We start from the raw sequence: 17,825 nt of genomic DNA on the forward strand, positions 1-17,825 counted from the left end.
TCCCTGAAATGCTCCCCCGGTGATCGACGTCTACTGGCACCCGGACTGCCTGGCACACGACACCGGTGCAGGCCTGTGGGAACTGCCCGGCCGCTGGGACTGGCTGGACGAGCCCGAACCACATCCGGAGAACGCGGCCCGGCTACGCACTTTCCGGCACGCCCTCCAGCACGGCCCGGTCGCCGGCGCCCTGCGCTGGCACCAGGGCAGGCACGCCACCCCCGCCGAACTGACCGCCGTGCACACCCCCGCCTACCTGACCGACCTCCAAGCGGCCTGCTCGACCGGCGAGCTGGTCGCGATCGAGGAGAACACCGTCGTCGGCCCCGGTTCCTGGGACGCGGTCCGCGCCGCCGCGGGCACCGCCATCGCCGCCACCGAGGCAGTCCTGTCCGGCCGGTCGAGCACCGCCTACGCCCTGGTCCGCCCACCCGGCCACCACGCCCAGCCCACCCAGGCCGACGGCTACTGCCTGGTGAACAACGTGGCCGTGGCCGCCGCACACGCGCTGGCCGGCGGCGTCGAGCGGGTGGCGATCCTGGACTGGGACGTGCACCACGGCAACGGCACCCAGGAGACCTTCTACGACGACCCCAGGGTGCTCACCATCTCGGTGCACATGCGGCACGGCCGCTGGGGCCAGGCGCACCCGCAGACCGGCGCGCCAGCGGAGGTCGGCACCGGCCACAACGTCAACATCGAACTGTCCCTCGGCGCGGGCGATGCGGCCTACCGCCGGGCCTTCACCGAGATCGCCGAACCCGTGCTCCGCCAGTTCCGCCCCACCCTGCTGCTGGGCGCCTCCGGCTTCGACGGCTCCACCTTCGACCCGAACGGCAGGCACAACCTGACCGCCGCCGGCTACCGCTGGATCGGCGGCCGCGTGGCGGCGCTGGCCGGCGAACTGACCGGCCACGGCCCGGTCCTCACCCAGGAGGGCGGCTACCTGCGCGGCTACGCGGCCCTGTGCCTGCACGCCCTCATCGAGGGCCTGCTCGGCCACACCGAACCCCTGCTGGCCGACCCACTGGCCTACCTGCCGGACGATTCAGCGCGAAACCCCGACCGCACCACAGCCGATCTGAACCAGGTGCGGTCGGCGCTACACGAACACTGGGACCTCTAACGCCCGAGGAGGCCGCGGCCTCCCCCGTCCACTTGTTGCGAAAAGGCGTGGCGCGCAGCGACACGGCGGGCTCTTCACCAGCGGCGGGGTACCGATTTTTCGCGTTGCCTTGTCGTGCGTCCGACGCATCCGAAGCTTGCTTCGCGTGCGGCGGATGCACGACAAGGCGACTTAGAGCGAAAAATCCAGCGTGCGGAGCACGCCAATCGACACAGCTCTAGCGCCCGAGGCGGCCGCGGCCAAGGCGGAGCAGGATCATGGCCAGCTCCTTGCCCTCGGGGCCGAGTTCGCGGAAGCGCGCCAGCACCGCCATCTCCCGGCTGTACACGATCTTGGGCCCGCCCGCGGCCATCCGCGCGGCGCCGATGGTCTGGGAGACCTGGGTCCGACGCTGTATCAACCGCAGGATCTCCGCGTCGAGGTGGTCGATCTCCTCGCGCAGTGCGCTGATGTCGCCGTCGGTGCTGGTGGGCTGTGAGTCGCTGTCGAGCGCGGCGTTCATGGTGATCCTCATCTGCTCGGGTCATCTGACCCGGCTATCCCGGTCCCCGCAGCACAAAGCCCCGGGTCCAAGGACTCCGGGGCATCGGTCGTGGTTCGGCTGGCGTCAGCTGACCACGGGTGCCGGAGTCCGGTACCCGTAGAAAAAATAGAACGCGCGGTGAGCCACGTCGCCGATTCTGGCACGATCATCGGCCCGCGTCGACCCGTGTCCCGGATACCGGGCAACCTGACGGCCCGTTTGTGCGTGAATGTGCTGGGTAGCTAGATCCACTCACTGGGAGGAACCCACATGCGCAAGCTCGCCCTCACCGCGGTCGGACTGACCGTGCTCGCCGTCACGGCGCCGGTCGCCAGCGCCGCGCCCGCACTGCAGTACGACATCGCGATGGCCAGCAACGTCACCGAGATCCAGGCCTACAACGGGGAGGCGTTCAACTTCGAGCTGACCGTGACCAACCTGGGCACGGAGGCCGGCAGCGTGGGCGCGGTGCACGCGCCCAGGATCAAGGGTCTGAAGCTGACCGCCACCGGCGAGGGCTGGGACTGCGTGCCCGAGCCCGCGGAGTCCTGGTCGTTCTTCTGCATGAACCAGGTAAACCTGGAGCACGGGCAGAGCCTGCCCAAGATCAGGGTGAGCGGGGTGACGGACGGCAGCACCTCGCACACCTTCATCCCGGTGACGGCGGACGGCCACCGCCGCTCCGAGCAGAACCACACCAACAACGTGGTCAACATCCAGGTGACTAGCTACGACCACTGACCTCGACCGGCAGGGCCTTGTTGGCGGCCCTGGTGAGCAGGATCCCGGCCACGACCATGCCGGCGACGCCCAGCGCCAGGGCCATCAGCTGGCTGTCCATCGCCTGACCGAGGCTGCTGGCGAACAGGCCGAGCAGCGCCCACACGCCTGCCCAGCCGATCGAGCTGACCGCGGCGAGGAAGAAGAACCGGCGCGGCGGCACCCGCATCGCGCCGGCCAGGATCGGCGCCAGGGTGTGCCCGACCGCGACGAACCGGACCGCGATCATCATGCTCGGGCCTGCCTGGTTGACCAGTGCCTCGGTCCGGGCCCAGCGGTGCTCGCCCAGCTTGCGCCCGGCCCAGCTGTACCTGATCCGGCCGCCGGTGCCGCGGCCCAGCAGGTAGCCGCCGGTCTGGCCGAGCAGCGAGCCAAGGCCGGCGGCGATGGCCACCAGCGGGAAGTACTCCGGCCCCAGCGCCACCGCGCCCGCGATGACCACCAGTTCGCCCGGCACCAGGGAACCGATCAGCAGGGTCGCCTCGACCACGCACAGCGCGGTGATGATGAGCAGAACCGTGAGCGGTCCCAGCCCAGCGAGGTCCGGCATCAGGTTCATGGCATCCCTACTTACTAGGTCGATCGGACTAGTAGTGATGTTGTCGCTGAACCTGGTGAGAAGAATCGGGGAACGACCCTGGGCCGTCCCTGAACGCAAACCCTGGGGTGTCGGTGGCCCCGAGTACCGTGGTCTCCCGATGGACGCCTTGTTCGAACTCCAGGACCCCCCCGCCCCCCGCCGCCCGGTCGTCGCCGATCCGGCCGAGCTGGTGCACGGGCTCAATCCACGGCAGCGCGAAGCCGTTGAGCACAGCGGGGCGCCGCTGCTGGTGGTGGCCGGCGCTGGTTCGGGCAAGACGAAGGTGCTGACCAGCCGGATCGCCTACCTGCTGGCCGCGCGGGGGGTGCACCCCGGCGAGATCATGGCGATCACCTTCACCAACAAGGCAGCCGCGGAGATGAAGGAGCGGGTCACCGCCCTGGTCGGACCGCGGGCGCGGGCGATGTGGGTGTCCACCTTCCACTCCATGTGCGTGCGGGTGATGCGCCGGGAGGCGAAGTCCGCCGGGCTGAACTCCAACTTCTCCATCTACGACAGCGACGACTCCCGCCGGCTGATCACCCTGGTGGCCAGGGATCTGGACCTGGACCCCAAGCGCTACCCGGCGCGGAACCTGGCCATCCAGATCTCCAACCTCAAGAACGAGCTGCTCGTCCCGGCGGACGCGGCCGAGCGCGCGGGCAACGACCTGGAGCGCCGGGTCGCCGAGGTCTACGGGGAGTACCAGCGCAGGCTGACCCAGGCCAACGCGATGGACTTCGACGACCTGATCATGCGCACGGTGGAGCTGCTGCAGCAGCACCCCGGCATTGCCGAGTACTACCGGCGGCGGTTCCGGCACGTGCTGGTCGATGAGTACCAGGACACCAACCACGCGCAGTACGTGCTGATCCGCGAGCTGGTCGGCACCGGGGCGGACGGCATCCCGCCCGCCGAGCTGTGCGTGGTCGGCGACGCGGACCAGTCCATCTACGCCTTCCGCGGCGCGACCATCCGCAACATCGAGGAGTTCGAGCGGGACTACCCGCAGGCGCGCTCCATCCTGCTGGAGCAGAACTACCGCTCCACCCAGACCATCCTGTCCGCGGCCAACGCGGTGATCGCGCGCAACACCGGCCGCCGGGACAAGCGGCTGTGGACCGACTCCGGCGACGGCGAGAAGATCGTCGGCTACGTCTCGGACAACGAGCACGACGAGGCCGCGTTCGTGGCCAACGAGATCGACCGGCTGGTCGACTCGGCCGAGGCGGTCAACGGCGATATCGCGGTCTTCTACCGCACCAACAACTCCAGCCGTGTCTTCGAAGAGGTCTTCATCCGGCTGGGCCTGCCCTACCGGGTGGTCGGCGGCGTCCGCTTCTACGAGCGGCGCGAGGTCCGGGACGCGCTGGCCTACCTGCGGGTGCTGGACAACCCGGAGGACACGGTGAGCCTGCGCCGCATCCTCAACGTGCCCAAGCGCGGCATCGGCGACCGGGCCGAGGCGGTGCTGGCCGCGCACGCCGAACGCGAGCGGATCTCCTTCGCCGCCGCCCTGCGCGAGGCGGCCGCGGACCGCATCCCGCTGCTCAACCCGCGTTCCCAGCGCGCCATCACCGGCTTCGTGGACCTGATCACCGAACTGCGTGGCCTGGTCGAGGTCGGCCAGGACGTGGCCGAGGTGCTGGACACCCTGCTGGACAAGACCGGCTACCGCGGTGAGCTGGAGGCCAGCGAGGACCCGCAGGACGCCTCCCGGCTGGACAACCTGACCGAACTGGTCACCGTCGCCCGCGAGTTCGTCCAGCTCCAGGTCGCCACCCCCGCCGACGGCGAGGACGAGGCGGACACCGCCCCGCTGCCCGAGGACGACGGCCTGCCCGCCCAGGATTCGCTGGCCGCCTTCCTGGAACGCGTCTCCCTGGTCGCCGACTCCGACCAGCTGCCGGACGAGGGCGACGGCGTGGTCACCCTGATGACCCTGCACACCGCCAAGGGCCTGGAGTTCCCGGTCGTGTTCTGCACCGGCTGGGAAGACGGCATGTTCCCGCACCAGCGTGCCCTCGGCGACCCGGCTGAGCTGGCCGAGGAGCGCCGGCTGGCCTACGTCGGCATCACCAGGGCCAGGGAACGTCTCTACGTCTCAAGGGCCCTGATGCGCTCGGCCTGGGGCCAGCCCATGATGAACCCCGCCTCCCGCTTCCTGGACGAGATCCCGGCCGAACTGCTCGACTGGCGCCGGGTCGAACCCGACCGCGCGGGCCCGGCCGCCGCCACCACCTGGGGCCGCCGCGGCTTCGACCGCGCCGCCAGCAGCAGCCAGACGGTCACCTCCCCACTGCGCGGCTCCCGCATGCCCGGTGCCCGCAACTGGCAGAACACCCCCGCCATGCAACTCGACGTCGGCGACCGGGTCAGCCACGACAAGTACGGCCTCGGCACCGTGGTGGAGACCAACGGCACCGGCCCCCAGGCCACCGCCACCATCGACTTCGGCAGCTCCGGCAAGGTCCGTCTGATGCTCATCGGCGGCGTGCCGATGGTGAAGCTCTAACCCGGCGGCGGCCCCCAGCGCTGCTGCGGCGGCGGTGGGGGCGGCTGCCAGCCCGGTGGCGGTGGTGGTGGCATGGGCGGCCGTTTCGCCCGGAACGGCCGCATGCCCTCGAAGTAGGCCCGCGCGGACGGCAGCCACAGCAGCGCGATCATGGCGCCGCTGAGCGCGATGCTCACCAGACCGGTCACCAGCGCGACCGGCGTGGCGGCACTGAACAGCCCCGTCACCTCGGACACGGCGAGGAAGCCGAACAGCACGCTCATCCCGATCGCGGTCGCGCCGGACCCACGCCGGATCTTGACCGCGAACATCACCAGCAACGCCAGCACGCCAAGGGGAAACAGCACCGACAGGATTTCGATCTCGGGGCGCAGCGAGACGCCCGGCGAGCGGTTCGCCTCGTTGCTGGCGTCGATGCGCAGCTTCAGCAAGCCCATGAGGACGAGCGATCGGATGAGCAGCAGCACGAAGGCCGCTTCCACCGCCGCCGGTCGGCGTGGCGGCTGGAACAGCGGTGGTGGGTAGCTCGGCGGCTGGGGCGGCATGGGTGGTTGCCAGGTCATCGGCGTGCCGGTCCCTTCATGAGGTCCACTTCCGTTCGGAGAAGTCCTCGTCCTCGTCCGCCGGGTGCTGAATCGGTTTCCTGGCCGGTGGCCTGGGCTGGGCGGGCCGCTCCTCCCAGGAGTCGTCGTAGAGCTTGAGGTCCGGAGCGCCGCCGGGCGTCGGGCGCGCCTCGGCCTCCCGCACGGCTCTGACGGCGGCGTCGGCCTCAGCCTCGAACTGGGCGTTCTCGGCGGCGGCCACCTCCCGGAACCCCTCCTCGGCGCGGTGCAGCTCGGCGAGGGCGGTGTCCGTGCGTTCCTGGGTGGCGGCCAGGATCCGGTCGATCTCCTCGGCGAAGCGGTGCTCGTCCTGAGTCATGGTCACTTCCCCCTGGGCGGCAGCAGCGGCACCTTCTCGAACGGGTGGTCGGTGAACTTGGCGGTCGCGCCCCTGAACCCGTCCCACATCTCCCGGATGGCGGCCTCGCGCCCCTTGCACAGGGTGTCCTGGAACGTCTTCAGCTTCTCCGTGAAGTTCTTCGCGAACCGCTCGTTGAGCCGTTCCTCGAAGCTCTTGCGGATGGCGTTGAGCACCTTGATGACACCCGCGGCCGCCGCCGAGCCGACGTTCGGGAGTTCCTTGACCACATCGGCCGAGGTGTCGCCGGTCCAGGAGAGGACCTTGCTGAAGGCGTTGGCCAGCGGCATGCCGGTCTCACCGCGGACGAAGTTGATCATTTCGTCCACCTGATGCGGTGTGTAACCGCCGCAGTCCGCGGAGTGCAGTGCGATTACCTCGGTGGCCAGTCGCTGGATGTCGCGCACCAGGCCGTTGGTGAGGTTGTCCGTGTGCGCGCTGATGGTGGTGAAGCGCCGGTTCACCTCGTCGGTGACGGTCAGGTACCGGTCGATGTGCTCGGTGGCGCCATCCGCTGCTTTGCCGCGCCACTGCGTGCTCAGGCCGTCGTGAGCCTTGCGCAGCACCGCGTCGGCGCCGACCAGTTCCTGCCGCACCGAGCGCAGTGATTCGCTGTCCGCACGGAACCGGGCGAAATCGATGCCGCGGAACCGGTCGAACTTCGCGTAGACCTCCTCCTGGAGGCTCAGCGCGGAGTAGGTCCACTTGTTGTACAGCGGCAGGAAGCGGTCGAAGAAGAGCAGCGCCGGGCGGGCCGCGTCCAGCAGTTCGTCGGACTTGCCGAGGTCGCCGGGAGCCTTGGCGATGACCTGCCGGCCGCGTTCCAGCGCCTGGGTGTCCTGCGCGATGGACCGGTCGTAGGCCTCCCCGGTCGAGATGGCCTGCTCCAGGGTTTTCGCGTAGCCCGTCAGTCCCGGGGTGAAGGCTTCCTGGAGCTTGGCGATGGTGACAACGAAGCTCATTGGGCGGCTCGCAGGTGGCCGGTGTTCGTGCCTTCCGTGCTCGCGTAGTCGCCCGCGTTCGTGATCAGGGTGTCGCCGATCCGGCTCGCGCGGGCGCTGGAGTCGCGTACCGCGGCGCGCAGGCGGTCGATCACGGTGGTGTAGGCCTCGGCGTCGGCGAAGAAGGTCCGGCCCGCCGCGGTGGCGTCCACGGTGCCCGCGGCCACCGTGCGTTCCTGTTCGCCGATCACGGCGGCCTCGTTGACGAAGACCTGGCCTGCCTGGCGGATTTGTTCTTCGGTCAGGCTGATTCCAGCCACAGCGCCTCCCCGCACTGTCGGAACACAGACATGGCGAGAGGGGCGGTGCAGCCTCCCCTCTGGCACCGCCGAGCACGCTACCAGCCGGTATGCCCTGACCCGTTTGGCCTAACGGTCGCGGCGTGCTGCCCCTCCGGACATCCAAAACCGCCCCTGACCAATTCTGGCCAAGCCCCTGACCTGCGACTCCACCCCAACAGGAACTCGACAGGCACCCGGGCGCGCAGACCGGGAAGTTTTGTCGGTGGGGCGGTGTTAGATCGTCATCGGCACCCGAACGGGCGGGAATAACCGGGGAGGAAAACGGGTAGTTACCAAAGGACAGAGCTTCGGCGGTTGAGGGCTTGGGCGGCGTGTTTCGGGGGCCGCCGGGTCCGACGGGAGACAACCGGCCGGAGAACTGTGGGGACACGCACCCGCCCGGGTGCCGCACGTGAATGCGACACCCGGGCGGGCGCGGTACAGGCTTGGGCGCGACCTACTTGACGAAGACGCCGCGCTCGTTCAGCCAGGGCAGCGGGTTGATCTTCTTGCCGCTGGGGCTCCACACCTCGAAGTGCAGGTGCACGCCGGTGCTGAAGCCGCGGTTGCCCATGGTGGCGATCTGCTGGTTGGCCTTGACCTTCTGGCCTTCCTTGACCGTGATGCGGTCCATGTGCCCGTAGACGGTGATCGTGCCGTCCTTGTGCTGCACGCGGACCCACAGGCCAAAACCGCTTGCCGGGCCGGCCTCGATGACCTCACCATCAGCGACGGAGACGATCGGGGTGCCCAGGCGGTTGGCGATGTCGATGCCGTAGTGCGTGGTGCCCCAGCGGCCACCGAAGCCGGAGGTGAACACGCCCTGTGCGGGCGGGACGAACATGGGCCTGCGCGCCTCGGCGTCGCGGGCCGCGCGGTCCTGCTTGAGGCGCTCGCTCTTGGCCAGCTTCTGGTACTCGACCGAGGAGTCCGTGGACCGCGCGAGCGGGAGGACCTCCAGGGAGTCGCCGCCGACGGCGGTGAAGTTGGCCGACGCGTCAGCGCCGGAGGCCAGCGGGGTGACCTCGTCATTGGCCGCGGCGGTGCTGTTGCCGGTGCCCAGGGATGACCCTGCGGCGACAAAAGCGCCTGCTGCTACTGCTGCTACGACAACCCTGCCACGCATAGCAGAGGACGGCGGCGGAAGCCGGTGCGCGCCACGGGGACGCACTTCGCCCTTCTGCTGATCGACCACGTCGACAGCGTGGGAGGGATGACCGCCGCCGGGGGAGCGGTGCTGAGTCAATGCCTGCCCTTCCGTCTCGGGGAGTCCGATTGGACGAACCAGGCGGGGGATCCTGGTGGAGCTGGTCGGGGTAACCGGCTCCGTGTCCTCTTGTGATCGGACCGTGACAACGGACCCGGGGACAGTAACGGCGCGGCGCCCCTAGGGGCAAACCCCTGGGCGGAGATTCTGCTGAACGGGGGTTACTGGCAAGTCTGAGACTTGCTGAGATGACACTCAGTATCCGCGATCATGTGACCCAGCTCACTTCTGCTCGCTACTGGGTGGCTGCTCAATCCATCCGATCGAGTGAGATGTGTGAGCACCGTGTGCACGATCGCGGGGTCCACCGGCAACGAGAGGTGACCCACATCCCGGACCCGGTGGTTGACCACGTCCAGATCGGGGTGCTCCAGGCAGGCCGTCCGCTGCGGGATCATGATCTGGTCCAGCTCGCTCCACACCGCCAGGAACCGGGTCCGGCAGCCGGGCGCGGGCTCGGCCAGCTCGCCGAGCAGCTTGGAGCCCGGCCGCAGCTGCCGGGCCAGCCGGGTGGGCAGCAGGTAGGCGGTCATCGTGCCCGCGTGCGGCGAGCCCAGCGTCACCAGCGAGCGGACCCGGGCGTCCCCACCCTGTTTCTGCACGTGGTAGCGGGCGATCACACCGCCGAGGGAGTGCCCGACCACGTGCACCGACTCCACCCCGGTCTGCTCGCAGATCCGCTCCAGGTGCCTGCCCAGGTACTCCGCGGCGGCCCGGATGTCGCCGGTCAGCGCGGTCAGCACGCTGTAGTTCACCGCGTGCACCACGCCGAAGCCGCGCCTGCGCAGCGCGGCGGCCAGGAAGGTGAAGATCGACCGGTTGTCGCCGATCCCGTGCACCAGCACGATCGGCGTGCCCGCCGCCTCCAGGTCCGAGCACACCAGCCCGCGCTGCATCGGCGGCAGCCCGTCGGTGCGGTAGCTGCCGTAGGGCCCCTCGGGGCGCAGCTGCTCGGTCAGCGCGCCCCACGGGTAGAGCACCGCGTGCGCGGCCAGCCAGGCCGTCTCCATGGTCGCCCCGCGCAGCCCGCCGGGGGTCAGCAGCGACCGGACGAACCGCAGCGTCTCCGACGAGACCCCGAGCACCTCGTCCACGCCATGCCGGGCCTGCTGGAGCAGCCCGCTGGCCAACCCCAGTAACCCGGTCGTGGCATCGTTGCCCATGCAACTCACGGTAAGTGATCTGGGCCATATTCGCCGCCTGCGATAGCAATCGTTTAATCCCTGCGTGGACCTGCGGGAACCGGGTAACTCTGGAGATCGTCGCCGCGCCTGGGCCACCCGGCTCACCTACGATCTGCGCAGTGACGTCCGGATCCCCCGTTCCGCCCGTTCGGCTACGCGCCGCGATCGGTGTGGCCGCGCTCGCGGTCCCGTTCGCCGCACTCGCTCCGCTGATCGGGTCGGTTTCGCCAGCGATGCCGCCCAGCTACCCGTCCTGGCTGCTGTTGGGGCTGGTCAGCGCGCTACCGCCGGTGCTGGCGCTGATCTGGACGGCGCGTGGCGACCACGGCGGGGCGGCCGGGATCCTGCGTGCCGCCGCGATGCTCACCCCCGGTCTGCTGCTGGCCGATCTCCAGGTGCTGGCCGACCCGTGGAGCGTCACCCGGCCGGAGTTGTTCGTGCCGACCGCGCTGGTGCAGCTCTCCGCGAGCGGCGGCCTCTACCTGTTGCTGCTGAGCAGGCTGCTGCTGGCCGCGGCCGGCGTGCTCGCGGGCAGCGGCGGGGAGGTCGAGGCCAGGGAGGCCGCGCGGTCCCGGCCGGGGCTGCTGCTCGGCGCGCTGGTCGTGGCCTGCCTGCTCGTGCTGGGGATGTTCCTGCCCCAGTTCACCTCCACCGAGCCGTTCCTGCCCGCCCGGACGATCGCCGAGTCCCCCGCACTGGTGTTCGTCGGCGCGTTGCTGCTGGCCGCTTCGATGCTCTTCGTCACCGGGTACTACGCCAGCTCGGCCGATGCCGCGGTGGCCAGGGGTGGCCTGGTCGGTCTGGTCGCCGTCGCCGCGGGCCCGGTGCTGGTGCCGGTGATCTCCGCACTGGCCACGCCCGGTCTCGACCTCGAAACGCTGCACCTGTTCACCGCGCTGGCGCTGGCGCTGTTGCTGGCCGCGTTGCTGGGTCTGGCCTGGGTGGCCGGGCTGCGCCGGGATCTGGTCCTGGAGATCGGGCTGGCCGGGCACCAGAAGCTCCAGCTCGCCGCGGGCGTCCTGGCCACCGTCTCCGGCGTGCTCGCGGTGACGGCCAGCGCGCTGCCGATCGCCCGGCTCGCCTCGGGCGTGACGCAGACCGTCGGCTCCTCCCGGATGCTCGCCCCGGCCGGGTTCATCCTGCTCGGACTGGGGCTGCTGCTGCTCTTCCGGGACACCGCGACCAGCACCCGTCCCGCGCTCGCGGTGGCCTGGGTGGCGGTCCCGGTCACCGGCCTTGATGTGCTGGACACGGCGTTGAGCCAGGTCAACGGGACGCCGGTGGCGGTGCTGGCGGCGGTGCTGGTGATCATCGCGGTGGGCTGCGCGGCGGTGGCCGGGCTGCTCACCCTGCTGGCGGGCGGGGTGGAGCGGGAGGACACCGTGGACCTGTCCGAGATCAGCGTGGACCGGGTGGTGCTGGTCCCGGCGCTGCTCGCGGCCGCGCTGGGACTGGCCGCCTACCTGCTGCCGGTGGTGGACAGCCCGGACTTCGCCAGCGGGCTGCTCGGCGATTTCCGCACCGAGAGCTGGGGCCTGCTGCTGGGCGTGGCCGCCGTGCTGGCCGCGGCCCTGCTCGCCCCGCGCGCCCGGCCGGCCAGGGGCGCCGCGCTGCTCGCCGGGGCCGCGCTGGTGATCGCGCTGCGGGTGGCGGAACTGCCGATCCGCGGTGGCGGTTCTGCCGGTGCCGGGCTTTTCCCCGGCGTCTGCGCGCTGATCGTGCTGCTCGCCGGGGCGGGTGTCGCGTGGTCGCGACGCTCGTCAGCAACGCGCTCCACGGAGTAGCGTGCCGGCATGAGCGGTCGCATTCGCGTGGTGGTGGCCAAGCCCGGTCTGGACGGCCACGACCGGGGCGCCAAGGTGGTCGCGCGGGCACTGCGGGACGCCGGCATGGAGGTCATCTACACCGGCCTGCACCAGACGCCGGAGCAGGTCGTGCAGACCGCCATCCAGGAGGACGCCGACGTGGTCGGCCTGTCCGTGCTCTCCGGCGCGCACCTCACCCTGTTCGCCAGGGTGATCGAACTGCTCCGGGAGAAGGGCGCGGCGGACGTGGTCGTCTTCGGCGGCGGCATCATCCCCGACGACGACCTGCCCAGGCTGCGCGAGCTGGGCGTGGCGAAGGTCTTCACCCCCGGCGCGACCACCCAGGAAATCGTGGACTGGGTCCGCGGGAACGTGCCTGCGCAGTAGTGCCGTTGCTCACGGTGACGGACTTCACCGGGTAGGGGCGCGTGTCAAGGGTCTGGTGTCGATAGGGTCTGCCAGTCCGACACCGGCGTCGCAGGAGACTTCTAGTGGACCTGTACGAGTACCAGGCGAAGGATCTCTTCGCCGCCCACGGAGTGCCGGTGTTGCCCGGCAACGTGGCCAGCACCCCTGAAGAAGCCAGCGCGATCGCGGCGGACCTCGGCACGACCGTTGTGGTCAAGGCCCAGGTCAAGACCGGCGGGCGTGGCAAGGCCGGCGGCGTCAAGCTCGCCGAGAGCCCCGAGGACACCAAGGCCAAGGCGGAAGCCATCCTGGGCCTGGACATCAAGGGGCACATCGTGCACCGCGTCCTGGTCACCCCGGCCTCCGACATCGCGGAGGAGTACTACTTCTCCTTCCTGTTGGACCGGGCCAACCGCACGTTCCTGGCCATGGCCTCCGTCGAGGGCGGGATGGACATCGAGGAGGTCGCGGTCTCCAAGCCCGAGGCCCTCGCGAAGGTCCTGATCGACCCGATCAAGGGCGTGGACAAGGCCAAGGCGGACGAGATCGTCGCGCTGGCCAAGTTCCCGGCCGAGGTGGCCGACCAGGTTTCCGAGGTCATCGTGAAGCTCTGGGCGACCTTCGTCGCCGAGGACGCCACCCTGGTCGAGGTCAACCCGCTGGTCCGCGACCCCCAGGGCAAGATCATCGCCCTGGACGGCAAGGTCACCCTGGACGAGAACGCCGACTTCCGGCACCCGGCGCACGCCGAGCTGGTCGACAAGGCCGCCGAGAACGAGCTGGAGGCCAAGGCCAAGGCCAAGGGCCTCAACTACGTCAAGCTCGACGGCCAGGTCGGCATCATCGGCAACGGCGCGGGCCTGGTCATGTCCACCCTGGACGTGGTGGCCTACGCGGGCGAGCAGCACAACAACGTCAAGCCTGCCAACTTCCTGGACATCGGCGGCGGCGCGTCCGCCGAGGTGATGGCGAACGGCCTGGAGATCATCCTGGGCGACACCGACGTCAAGTCGGTCTTCGTCAACGTCTTCGGTGGCATCACCGCCTGCGACGCGGTGGCCAACGGCATCGTCGCGGCGCTGGGCATCCTCGGTGACGAGGCCACCAAGCCGCTGGTCGTCCGCCTGGACGGCAACAACGTCGAAGAGGGCCGCCGCATCCTGGCGGAGGCCAACCACCCGCTGGTGACCGTGGTGGACACGATGGACAACGCGGCCGACAAGGCCGCCGAGCTCGCTGCTGCGGGGGCATGACCGATGGCTATTTTCCTGACCGAGCACAGCAAGGTCATCGTCCAGGGCATGACCGGTGCCGAGGGCTCCAAGCACACCAAGCGGATGCTGAAGTCCGGCGCTAACGTCGTCGGCGGGGTGACCCCCGGCAAGGGCGGCCAGACCGTCGACTTCGACTTGGCCCCGGGTGCGGGTGTCCCGCAGAACAGAGTGCTCCCGGTGTTCAACTCCGTCGGTGAGGCCATGGCCGCCACCGGTGCGGACGTCACCGTGGTCTTCGTGCCGCCGAAGTTCGCCAAGGGCGCCGTGGTCGAGGCCATCGACGCGGGCATCGGCCTCGCGGTGGTCATCACCGAGGGCATCCCGGTGCACGACACCGCCTACTTCTGGGCGCACGCCAACGCCACCGGCAACAAGACCCGGATCATCGGGCCGAACTGCCCCGGCGTCATCTCGCCCGGCAAGTCCAACGCGGGCATCATCCCGGCCGACATCTCCGGGCCGGGCAAGATCGGCCTGGTGTCCAAGTCCGGCACCCTGACCTACCAGATGATGTACGAGCTGCGGGACTTCGGTTTCTCCACCGCGGTCGGCATCGGCGGCGACCCGATCATCGGCACCACCCACATCGACGCCCTCCAGGCCTTCCAGGACGACCCGGAGACCGCGGCGATCGTGATGATCGGTGAGATCGGCGGCGACGCCGAGGAGCGCGCGGCGGCCTACATCGCCGAGCACATCACCAAGCCGGTGGTCGGCTACGTCGCGGGCTTCACCGCCCCCGAAGGCAAGACCATGGGCCACGCGGGCGCCATCGTCTCCGGCTCCTCTGGCACCGCCGCGGCCAAGCAGGAAGCGCTGGAAGCGGCCGGGGTCAAGGTCGGCAAGACCCCGAGTGCGACCGCCGCGCTGATGCGCGAGATCATGCAGAACCTGGGCTGAGCCCAATAGTCCTTTGTGGACGGACACGGCCGGGTGCCCAACGGGGGCGCCCGGCCGCTGTCGTTCCGGGGTCCCGGGGCATCTCACCCGATCGATATCGGCTAGCGTTTCCGGCGCAGAGCCGTCACTCGCGGTCACCTCGAACGAGGAGGACAACCGGTCATGTCCGTGCCATTCGGCGTTCCCCCGCCGCAGCCGCCCCAGCAGCAGCCGGGGCAGTCAGCCGCCGGACCGAACTTCGGCCTGATCCTCGCGCTGGTCGCGGCCGGGCTCGGCCTGGTCATCTTCTTCTGCACCTTCTCCGATGACGTCTCCCGGCTCGGCCTGCCCTCCGGCATCGCGCTGATGCTGGCCAGCGCCGTGCTGACCGGGATGACCCTGCTGCCCAAGGCGCCGCAGTTCCTGTGGGTGGCGGCCATGCTGGCCGTGGTCGGCATGCTCGACCTGCTGATCAACATCACCAACACGGTGAGCGTGGCCGGGCTGTACGTGGTGGTGCTGATCGCCGCGGTGCTCCAGGCCGGTGCGGTCTCCGCCGCGTTGCTGCTGGACATCGGCATGATCAAGTTCGAGCCGAAGCCCGCCGCGCCGGTCAATCCCTACGGCGGCCAGCCCGGCGGCTGGAACCCGGCCTCGGGTGCGATGCCGCAGCAGCAGCCCTATGGCCAGCAGCCGGGGCAGTACGGCCAGCAGCAGCCGCAGCCCGGCCAGTTCGGGCAGCCGCCGCAGTTCGGCCAGCAGCAGCCGCCGCCCGCCGGTGGCGGCTTCGGCTCGCCCGAGGCGACCCGGCAGTTCCAGCACCCGGGCACCCCGCCCAGTGGATTCGGCGGCCCGCAACAGAGTTGAGCCACCAGCACTGTCCATAGCGGACAGTGCGACGCCGGGGTGATTCCGAACACTCGGAGTCACCCCGGTGGTGTGCAGATACCTGGTCACCTCGGCGTGCCTCGGCGAATCGCCCAGGTCGGGGTGCGATGGTGGCCGGGTGACCGTGCTCCGACCGACTACGCACGGCAGCGTCCCCGGTCCCGGCGTTGCCGCGCCGCCCGCCACCGCGGCGCAGCAGGTGCGGGCCGCGCTGGCGGTGGCCCTCGGCGTGATCGCCCTGGGCTACCTGGGATCGGCCGCGGTCATCGCGCTGGTGCTGGCGGGTGCGGACCGCGCGGTGATCTCGCTGGAGGCGGTGTCCGCGGCCGCCGGACCGCTGTGGCTGGCCGCCCACCACGTGCCGCTGACCATTCGCGGTTTCGCCCTCGGCGTGCTGCCGCTGCTGCCCACCGTGCTGGTGTTCCTGTTGTCCGCCAAGGCCGCCGGTGGCCTGGCCCGCCGGTTGCGGCTGGGCCGCCCGGCCGACGCGGTGCGGGTGATCGCCACCATGGGCGTGGCACACCTGGTGGTCGGCGGGATGCTGGCCGCCTTCACCGATCCGCCCTTCGGCGCCGCCCCGGCCACCGGCGCGCTGGCCTGCGGGCTGATCGCCGCGCTGGCCGCGACCACCGGGGTGGCCCGCGGCTGTGGGCTGACCGCGTTGCTCCGGCGGCGGCTGGGCGAGGGCGGGTACGCCGGGTTGCGCGCGGCCAGGGTCGCGCTGATGTCCTTGTGCGCCATGGGTGCGCTGCTCGTCGCGCTGGCGCTGGCGCTGTCCTTCGGCTCGGTGCGCGGCGCCTTCGCCGAGCTGGCGCCCGGGATCGGCGGGTTCGGGCTGCTGCTGGTGTGCCTGCTGTACCTGCCGAACGCGGTGGTCGCCGCACTGTCCTTTGTGGCCGGTGCGGGGTTCAACCTCGGTGCGGTGGTGGTGAGTCCGCTGCGGGTGATCGGCGGGCTGGAACCGCCGTTCCCGTTGCTGGCCGCGCTGCCGGAGTCCGGCACCCGGTGGTGGCTGGTGTGCCTGCTGCTGCCGATCGGCGCCGGGGTGCTGCTGGGCTGGGTGTGCCGCCGGGCGGATCCGCAGCCGCAGAACCGGGTGCTGGTGGTCGGCGTGGCCGGCGCGGTGGTGGCCGCGGCTGCCTTCGTGGCGGCGGCGCTGACCGGCGGGAACCTGGGCGTGACGAGTTTCCGGATCCAGGCCGGGCTGCTCGCGGTGGCGTTGTTCTGCTGGGTGGCCGGACCCGCGGCGGTGGTGGCCTGGGTGGCCGGGCCGCGCGAGGAGACGGACGAGATCGAGGACGAGGACGACCCGGAGACCGTCGAGGAGGAGAACGCCGAGGCGGCCGAGGATGCCGCTGACGACGCGGAAACCGACGACGAGGCCGAGGACGAGGACGCCGCCGAAGTGGACGAGCAGGCGGCCACGGACGACGTGGAACCGGTGCAGGACAGCGAGCCGGAGGTCGCCGGGGATGGTGCTCCCGAGGTGACGCCGGTGGCCGAGGAGGTGCCGCCGCCCGCCGGCGAGGAGGAGGACTTCGTCGGCGAGGAGGAGCTGGAACAAGCCCTCCTGGAACCGCCGGATGAACCGGGGAAACGCTAGGCCGGGCCCTGGCCACAGGGCCGAACGGGGCAGCGCCTACGCTGGTCGCAGCCCCGGATCCGGCCCGCAGGAGACCACGCTGAGCACTATCGAACCGGACCTCGCCCCGGCAGTCCAACGGCTGCGGTGGAGCGCACCGGTCCGCATCGTCGCCCTCGTCTCCGGCTCCGGCACTTTGCTGCAGGCGCTGCTGGACGCCGCGGCCGTGCCGGACTACCCGGCCACCGTGGTCGCGGTCGGCGCCGACCGGGGCGGCATCGAGGGGCTGGCCCGCGCCGAGCGCGCGGGGATCCCGACCTTCACGGTCCGGTTGCGCGAGCACGCCGACCGGGCGGCCTGGAACACCGCGCTGGCCGAGGCGGTCCAGGCCTGCCAACCCGACCTGGTCGTCTCGGCCGGGTTCATGAAGATCCTCGGCCCCGACTTCCTGGCCCGCTTCGGCGGCCGGGTGGTCAACACCCATCCCGCGCTGCTGCCCGCCTTCCCCGGCGCGCACGCGGTGGCCGACGCCGTGGCCTACGGGGTCAAGGTCACCGGCTGCACCGTGCACCTGGTGGACGCCGGGGTGGACACCGGCCCGATCCTGGCCCAGGGCGCGGTGGACGTCCGGCCCGGCGAGGGCCTTGACCAGCTGCATGAACGGATCAAAACGGTGGAGCGCGGCCTGCTGGTGGACACCATCGCCAGGCTGGCCGCACACGGCTGCACCGTGACCGGACGAGAGGTGAGCATTCCGTGACCGCTGCGCCAG

The 17,825-nt window shown here is 70.7% G+C and carries 18 protein-coding genes; 10 read left to right on the top strand and 8 right to left on the bottom strand.

The annotated features are described in order from the left end of the window. Window positions 1-19: 19 nt before the first annotated feature. Window positions 20-1,126 carry a histone deacetylase gene (locus tag ACTOWY_RS27775; RefSeq protein WP_441312560.1) on the top strand — a complete coding sequence of 369 codons (1,107 nt, stop codon included), beginning with the start codon at window positions 20-22 and terminating at the stop codon, window positions 1,124-1,126. Between the two features lie 217 nt (window positions 1,127-1,343). On the opposite strand, the gene ACTOWY_RS27780 is transcribed toward ACTOWY_RS27775, so the two are convergent. Beyond that, window positions 1,344-1,628 (bottom strand): chorismate mutase, encoded by a 285-nt coding sequence (locus ACTOWY_RS27780; RefSeq protein WP_441312561.1) that lies wholly within the window; start codon window positions 1,626-1,628, stop codon window positions 1,344-1,346. 291 nt (window positions 1,629-1,919) lie between these two features. Here ACTOWY_RS27780 and ACTOWY_RS27785 point away from each other — a divergent pair, with 291 nt between their 5' ends. Beyond that, the gene (locus ACTOWY_RS27785) at window positions 1,920-2,390 is read left to right on the top strand and encodes a hypothetical protein (RefSeq protein ID WP_441312562.1); all 471 of its coding nucleotides are present in this window, start codon (window positions 1,920-1,922) and stop codon (window positions 2,388-2,390) included. On the opposite strand, the gene ACTOWY_RS27790 is transcribed toward ACTOWY_RS27785, so the two are convergent. Then, entirely contained in the window at window positions 2,374-2,979 is a 606-nt protein-coding gene (locus ACTOWY_RS27790) for a DedA family protein (protein ID WP_441312563.1), read from the bottom strand. The genes ACTOWY_RS27785 and ACTOWY_RS27790 overlap by 17 nt on opposite strands. Window positions 2,980-3,127: 148 nt before the next feature. Between ACTOWY_RS27790 and pcrA the strand changes: the two genes are divergently transcribed. Continuing rightward, window positions 3,128-5,524: a DNA helicase PcrA gene (pcrA, locus tag ACTOWY_RS27795; RefSeq protein WP_441312564.1), complete on the top strand. Its 2,397-nt coding sequence runs from the start codon at window positions 3,128-3,130 to the stop codon at window positions 5,522-5,524. Here the strand turns inward: pcrA and ACTOWY_RS27800 are convergent. The 6 genes from ACTOWY_RS27800 to ACTOWY_RS27825 form a co-directional block, all read right to left on the bottom strand. Beyond that, the gene (locus ACTOWY_RS27800) at window positions 5,521-6,087 is read right to left on the bottom strand and encodes a hypothetical protein (protein ID WP_441312565.1); all 567 of its coding nucleotides are present in this window, start codon (window positions 6,085-6,087) and stop codon (window positions 5,521-5,523) included. The genes pcrA and ACTOWY_RS27800 overlap by 4 nt on opposite strands. Before the next feature lie 16 nt (window positions 6,088-6,103). Beyond that, window positions 6,104-6,445: a hypothetical protein gene (locus ACTOWY_RS27805; RefSeq protein ID WP_441312566.1), complete on the bottom strand. Its 342-nt coding sequence runs from the start codon at window positions 6,443-6,445 to the stop codon at window positions 6,104-6,106. A 2-nt stretch (window positions 6,446-6,447) separates the two neighbouring features. After that, complete coding sequence (locus ACTOWY_RS27810) at window positions 6,448-7,446, bottom strand: hypothetical protein (RefSeq protein ID WP_247755654.1); 999 nt, start codon at window positions 7,444-7,446, stop codon at window positions 6,448-6,450. Beyond that, window positions 7,443-7,745, bottom strand: a complete 303-nt coding sequence (locus ACTOWY_RS27815; RefSeq protein ID WP_441312567.1) for a hypothetical protein — start codon at window positions 7,743-7,745, stop codon at window positions 7,443-7,445. Before ACTOWY_RS27815 ends, ACTOWY_RS27810 begins: the two co-directional genes overlap by 4 nt. Window positions 7,746-8,223: 478 nt before the next feature. Continuing rightward, entirely contained in the window at window positions 8,224-8,892 is a 669-nt protein-coding gene (locus ACTOWY_RS27820; protein WP_441312568.1) for a M23 family metallopeptidase, read from the bottom strand. A 302-nt stretch (window positions 8,893-9,194) separates the two neighbouring features. Further along, on the bottom strand, window positions 9,195-10,196 hold the full coding sequence (locus ACTOWY_RS27825; RefSeq protein WP_441312569.1) for an esterase/lipase family protein: 1,002 nt from the start codon (window positions 10,194-10,196) through the stop codon (window positions 9,195-9,197). A gap of 140 nt (window positions 10,197-10,336) precedes the next feature. Here ACTOWY_RS27825 and ACTOWY_RS27830 point away from each other — a divergent pair, with 140 nt between their 5' ends. From ACTOWY_RS27830 to purN, 7 genes are all read left to right on the top strand, one after another. Next, complete coding sequence (locus tag ACTOWY_RS27830) at window positions 10,337-12,001, top strand: hypothetical protein (protein ID WP_441312570.1); 1,665 nt, start codon at window positions 10,337-10,339, stop codon at window positions 11,999-12,001. A gap of 9 nt (window positions 12,002-12,010) precedes the next feature. Then, the gene (locus tag ACTOWY_RS27835; protein WP_247755659.1) at window positions 12,011-12,409 is read left to right on the top strand and encodes a cobalamin B12-binding domain-containing protein; all 399 of its coding nucleotides are present in this window, start codon (window positions 12,011-12,013) and stop codon (window positions 12,407-12,409) included. 104 nt (window positions 12,410-12,513) lie between these two features. After that, window positions 12,514-13,683, top strand: a complete 1,170-nt coding sequence (sucC, locus tag ACTOWY_RS27840; RefSeq protein WP_441312571.1) for an ADP-forming succinate--CoA ligase subunit beta — start codon at window positions 12,514-12,516, stop codon at window positions 13,681-13,683. Between the two features lie 3 nt (window positions 13,684-13,686). Further along, the gene (gene sucD, locus ACTOWY_RS27845) at window positions 13,687-14,604 is read left to right on the top strand and encodes a succinate--CoA ligase subunit alpha (RefSeq protein WP_441312572.1); all 918 of its coding nucleotides are present in this window, start codon (window positions 13,687-13,689) and stop codon (window positions 14,602-14,604) included. Between the two features lie 162 nt (window positions 14,605-14,766). Then, on the top strand, window positions 14,767-15,450 hold the full coding sequence (locus ACTOWY_RS27850; protein WP_441312573.1) for a DUF5336 domain-containing protein: 684 nt from the start codon (window positions 14,767-14,769) through the stop codon (window positions 15,448-15,450). A 139-nt stretch (window positions 15,451-15,589) separates the two neighbouring features. Further along, window positions 15,590-17,074 (top strand): cell division protein PerM, encoded by a 1,485-nt coding sequence (locus tag ACTOWY_RS27855; protein WP_441312574.1) that lies wholly within the window; start codon window positions 15,590-15,592, stop codon window positions 17,072-17,074. 121 nt (window positions 17,075-17,195) lie between these two features. Then, window positions 17,196-17,813 carry a phosphoribosylglycinamide formyltransferase gene (gene purN, locus ACTOWY_RS27860; RefSeq protein ID WP_441312663.1) on the top strand — a complete coding sequence of 206 codons (618 nt, stop codon included), beginning with the start codon at window positions 17,196-17,198 and terminating at the stop codon, window positions 17,811-17,813. The last annotated feature ends 12 nt before the right edge of the window (window positions 17,814-17,825 follow it).

Source organism: Crossiella sp. CA198 (assembly GCF_052078295.1).
Taxonomy (GTDB): domain Bacteria; phylum Actinomycetota; class Actinomycetes; order Mycobacteriales; family Pseudonocardiaceae; genus Crossiella.

What these genes read in the sequence shown, in the direction of transcription:
- ACTOWY_RS27810 (WP_247755654.1), bottom strand. Translation starts at nt 7,446, where the DNA reads ATGAGCTTCGTTGTCACCATCGCCAAGCTCCAGGAAGCCTTCACCCCG.
- ACTOWY_RS27780 (WP_441312561.1), bottom strand. Translation starts at nt 1,628, where the DNA reads ATGAACGCCGCGCTCGACAGCGACTCACAGCCCACCAGCACCGACGGC.
- ACTOWY_RS27820 (WP_441312568.1), bottom strand. Translation starts at nt 8,892, where the DNA reads ATGCGTGGCAGGGTTGTCGTAGCAGCAGTAGCAGCAGGCGCTTTTGTC.
- pcrA (WP_441312564.1), top strand. Translation starts at nt 3,128, where the DNA reads ATGGACGCCTTGTTCGAACTCCAGGACCCCCCCGCCCCCCGCCGCCCG.
- ACTOWY_RS27785 (WP_441312562.1), top strand. Translation starts at nt 1,920, where the DNA reads ATGCGCAAGCTCGCCCTCACCGCGGTCGGACTGACCGTGCTCGCCGTC.
- ACTOWY_RS27850 (WP_441312573.1), top strand. Translation starts at nt 14,767, where the DNA reads ATGTCCGTGCCATTCGGCGTTCCCCCGCCGCAGCCGCCCCAGCAGCAG.
- ACTOWY_RS27835 (WP_247755659.1), top strand. Translation starts at nt 12,011, where the DNA reads ATGAGCGGTCGCATTCGCGTGGTGGTGGCCAAGCCCGGTCTGGACGGC.
- ACTOWY_RS27790 (WP_441312563.1), bottom strand. Translation starts at nt 2,979, where the DNA reads ATGCCGGACCTCGCTGGGCTGGGACCGCTCACGGTTCTGCTCATCATC.
- sucD (WP_441312572.1), top strand. Translation starts at nt 13,687, where the DNA reads ATGGCTATTTTCCTGACCGAGCACAGCAAGGTCATCGTCCAGGGCATG.
- ACTOWY_RS27825 (WP_441312569.1), bottom strand. Translation starts at nt 10,196, where the DNA reads ATGGGCAACGATGCCACGACCGGGTTACTGGGGTTGGCCAGCGGGCTG.
- ACTOWY_RS27805 (WP_441312566.1), bottom strand. Translation starts at nt 6,445, where the DNA reads ATGACTCAGGACGAGCACCGCTTCGCCGAGGAGATCGACCGGATCCTG.
- ACTOWY_RS27800 (WP_441312565.1), bottom strand. Translation starts at nt 6,087, where the DNA reads ATGACCTGGCAACCACCCATGCCGCCCCAGCCGCCGAGCTACCCACCA.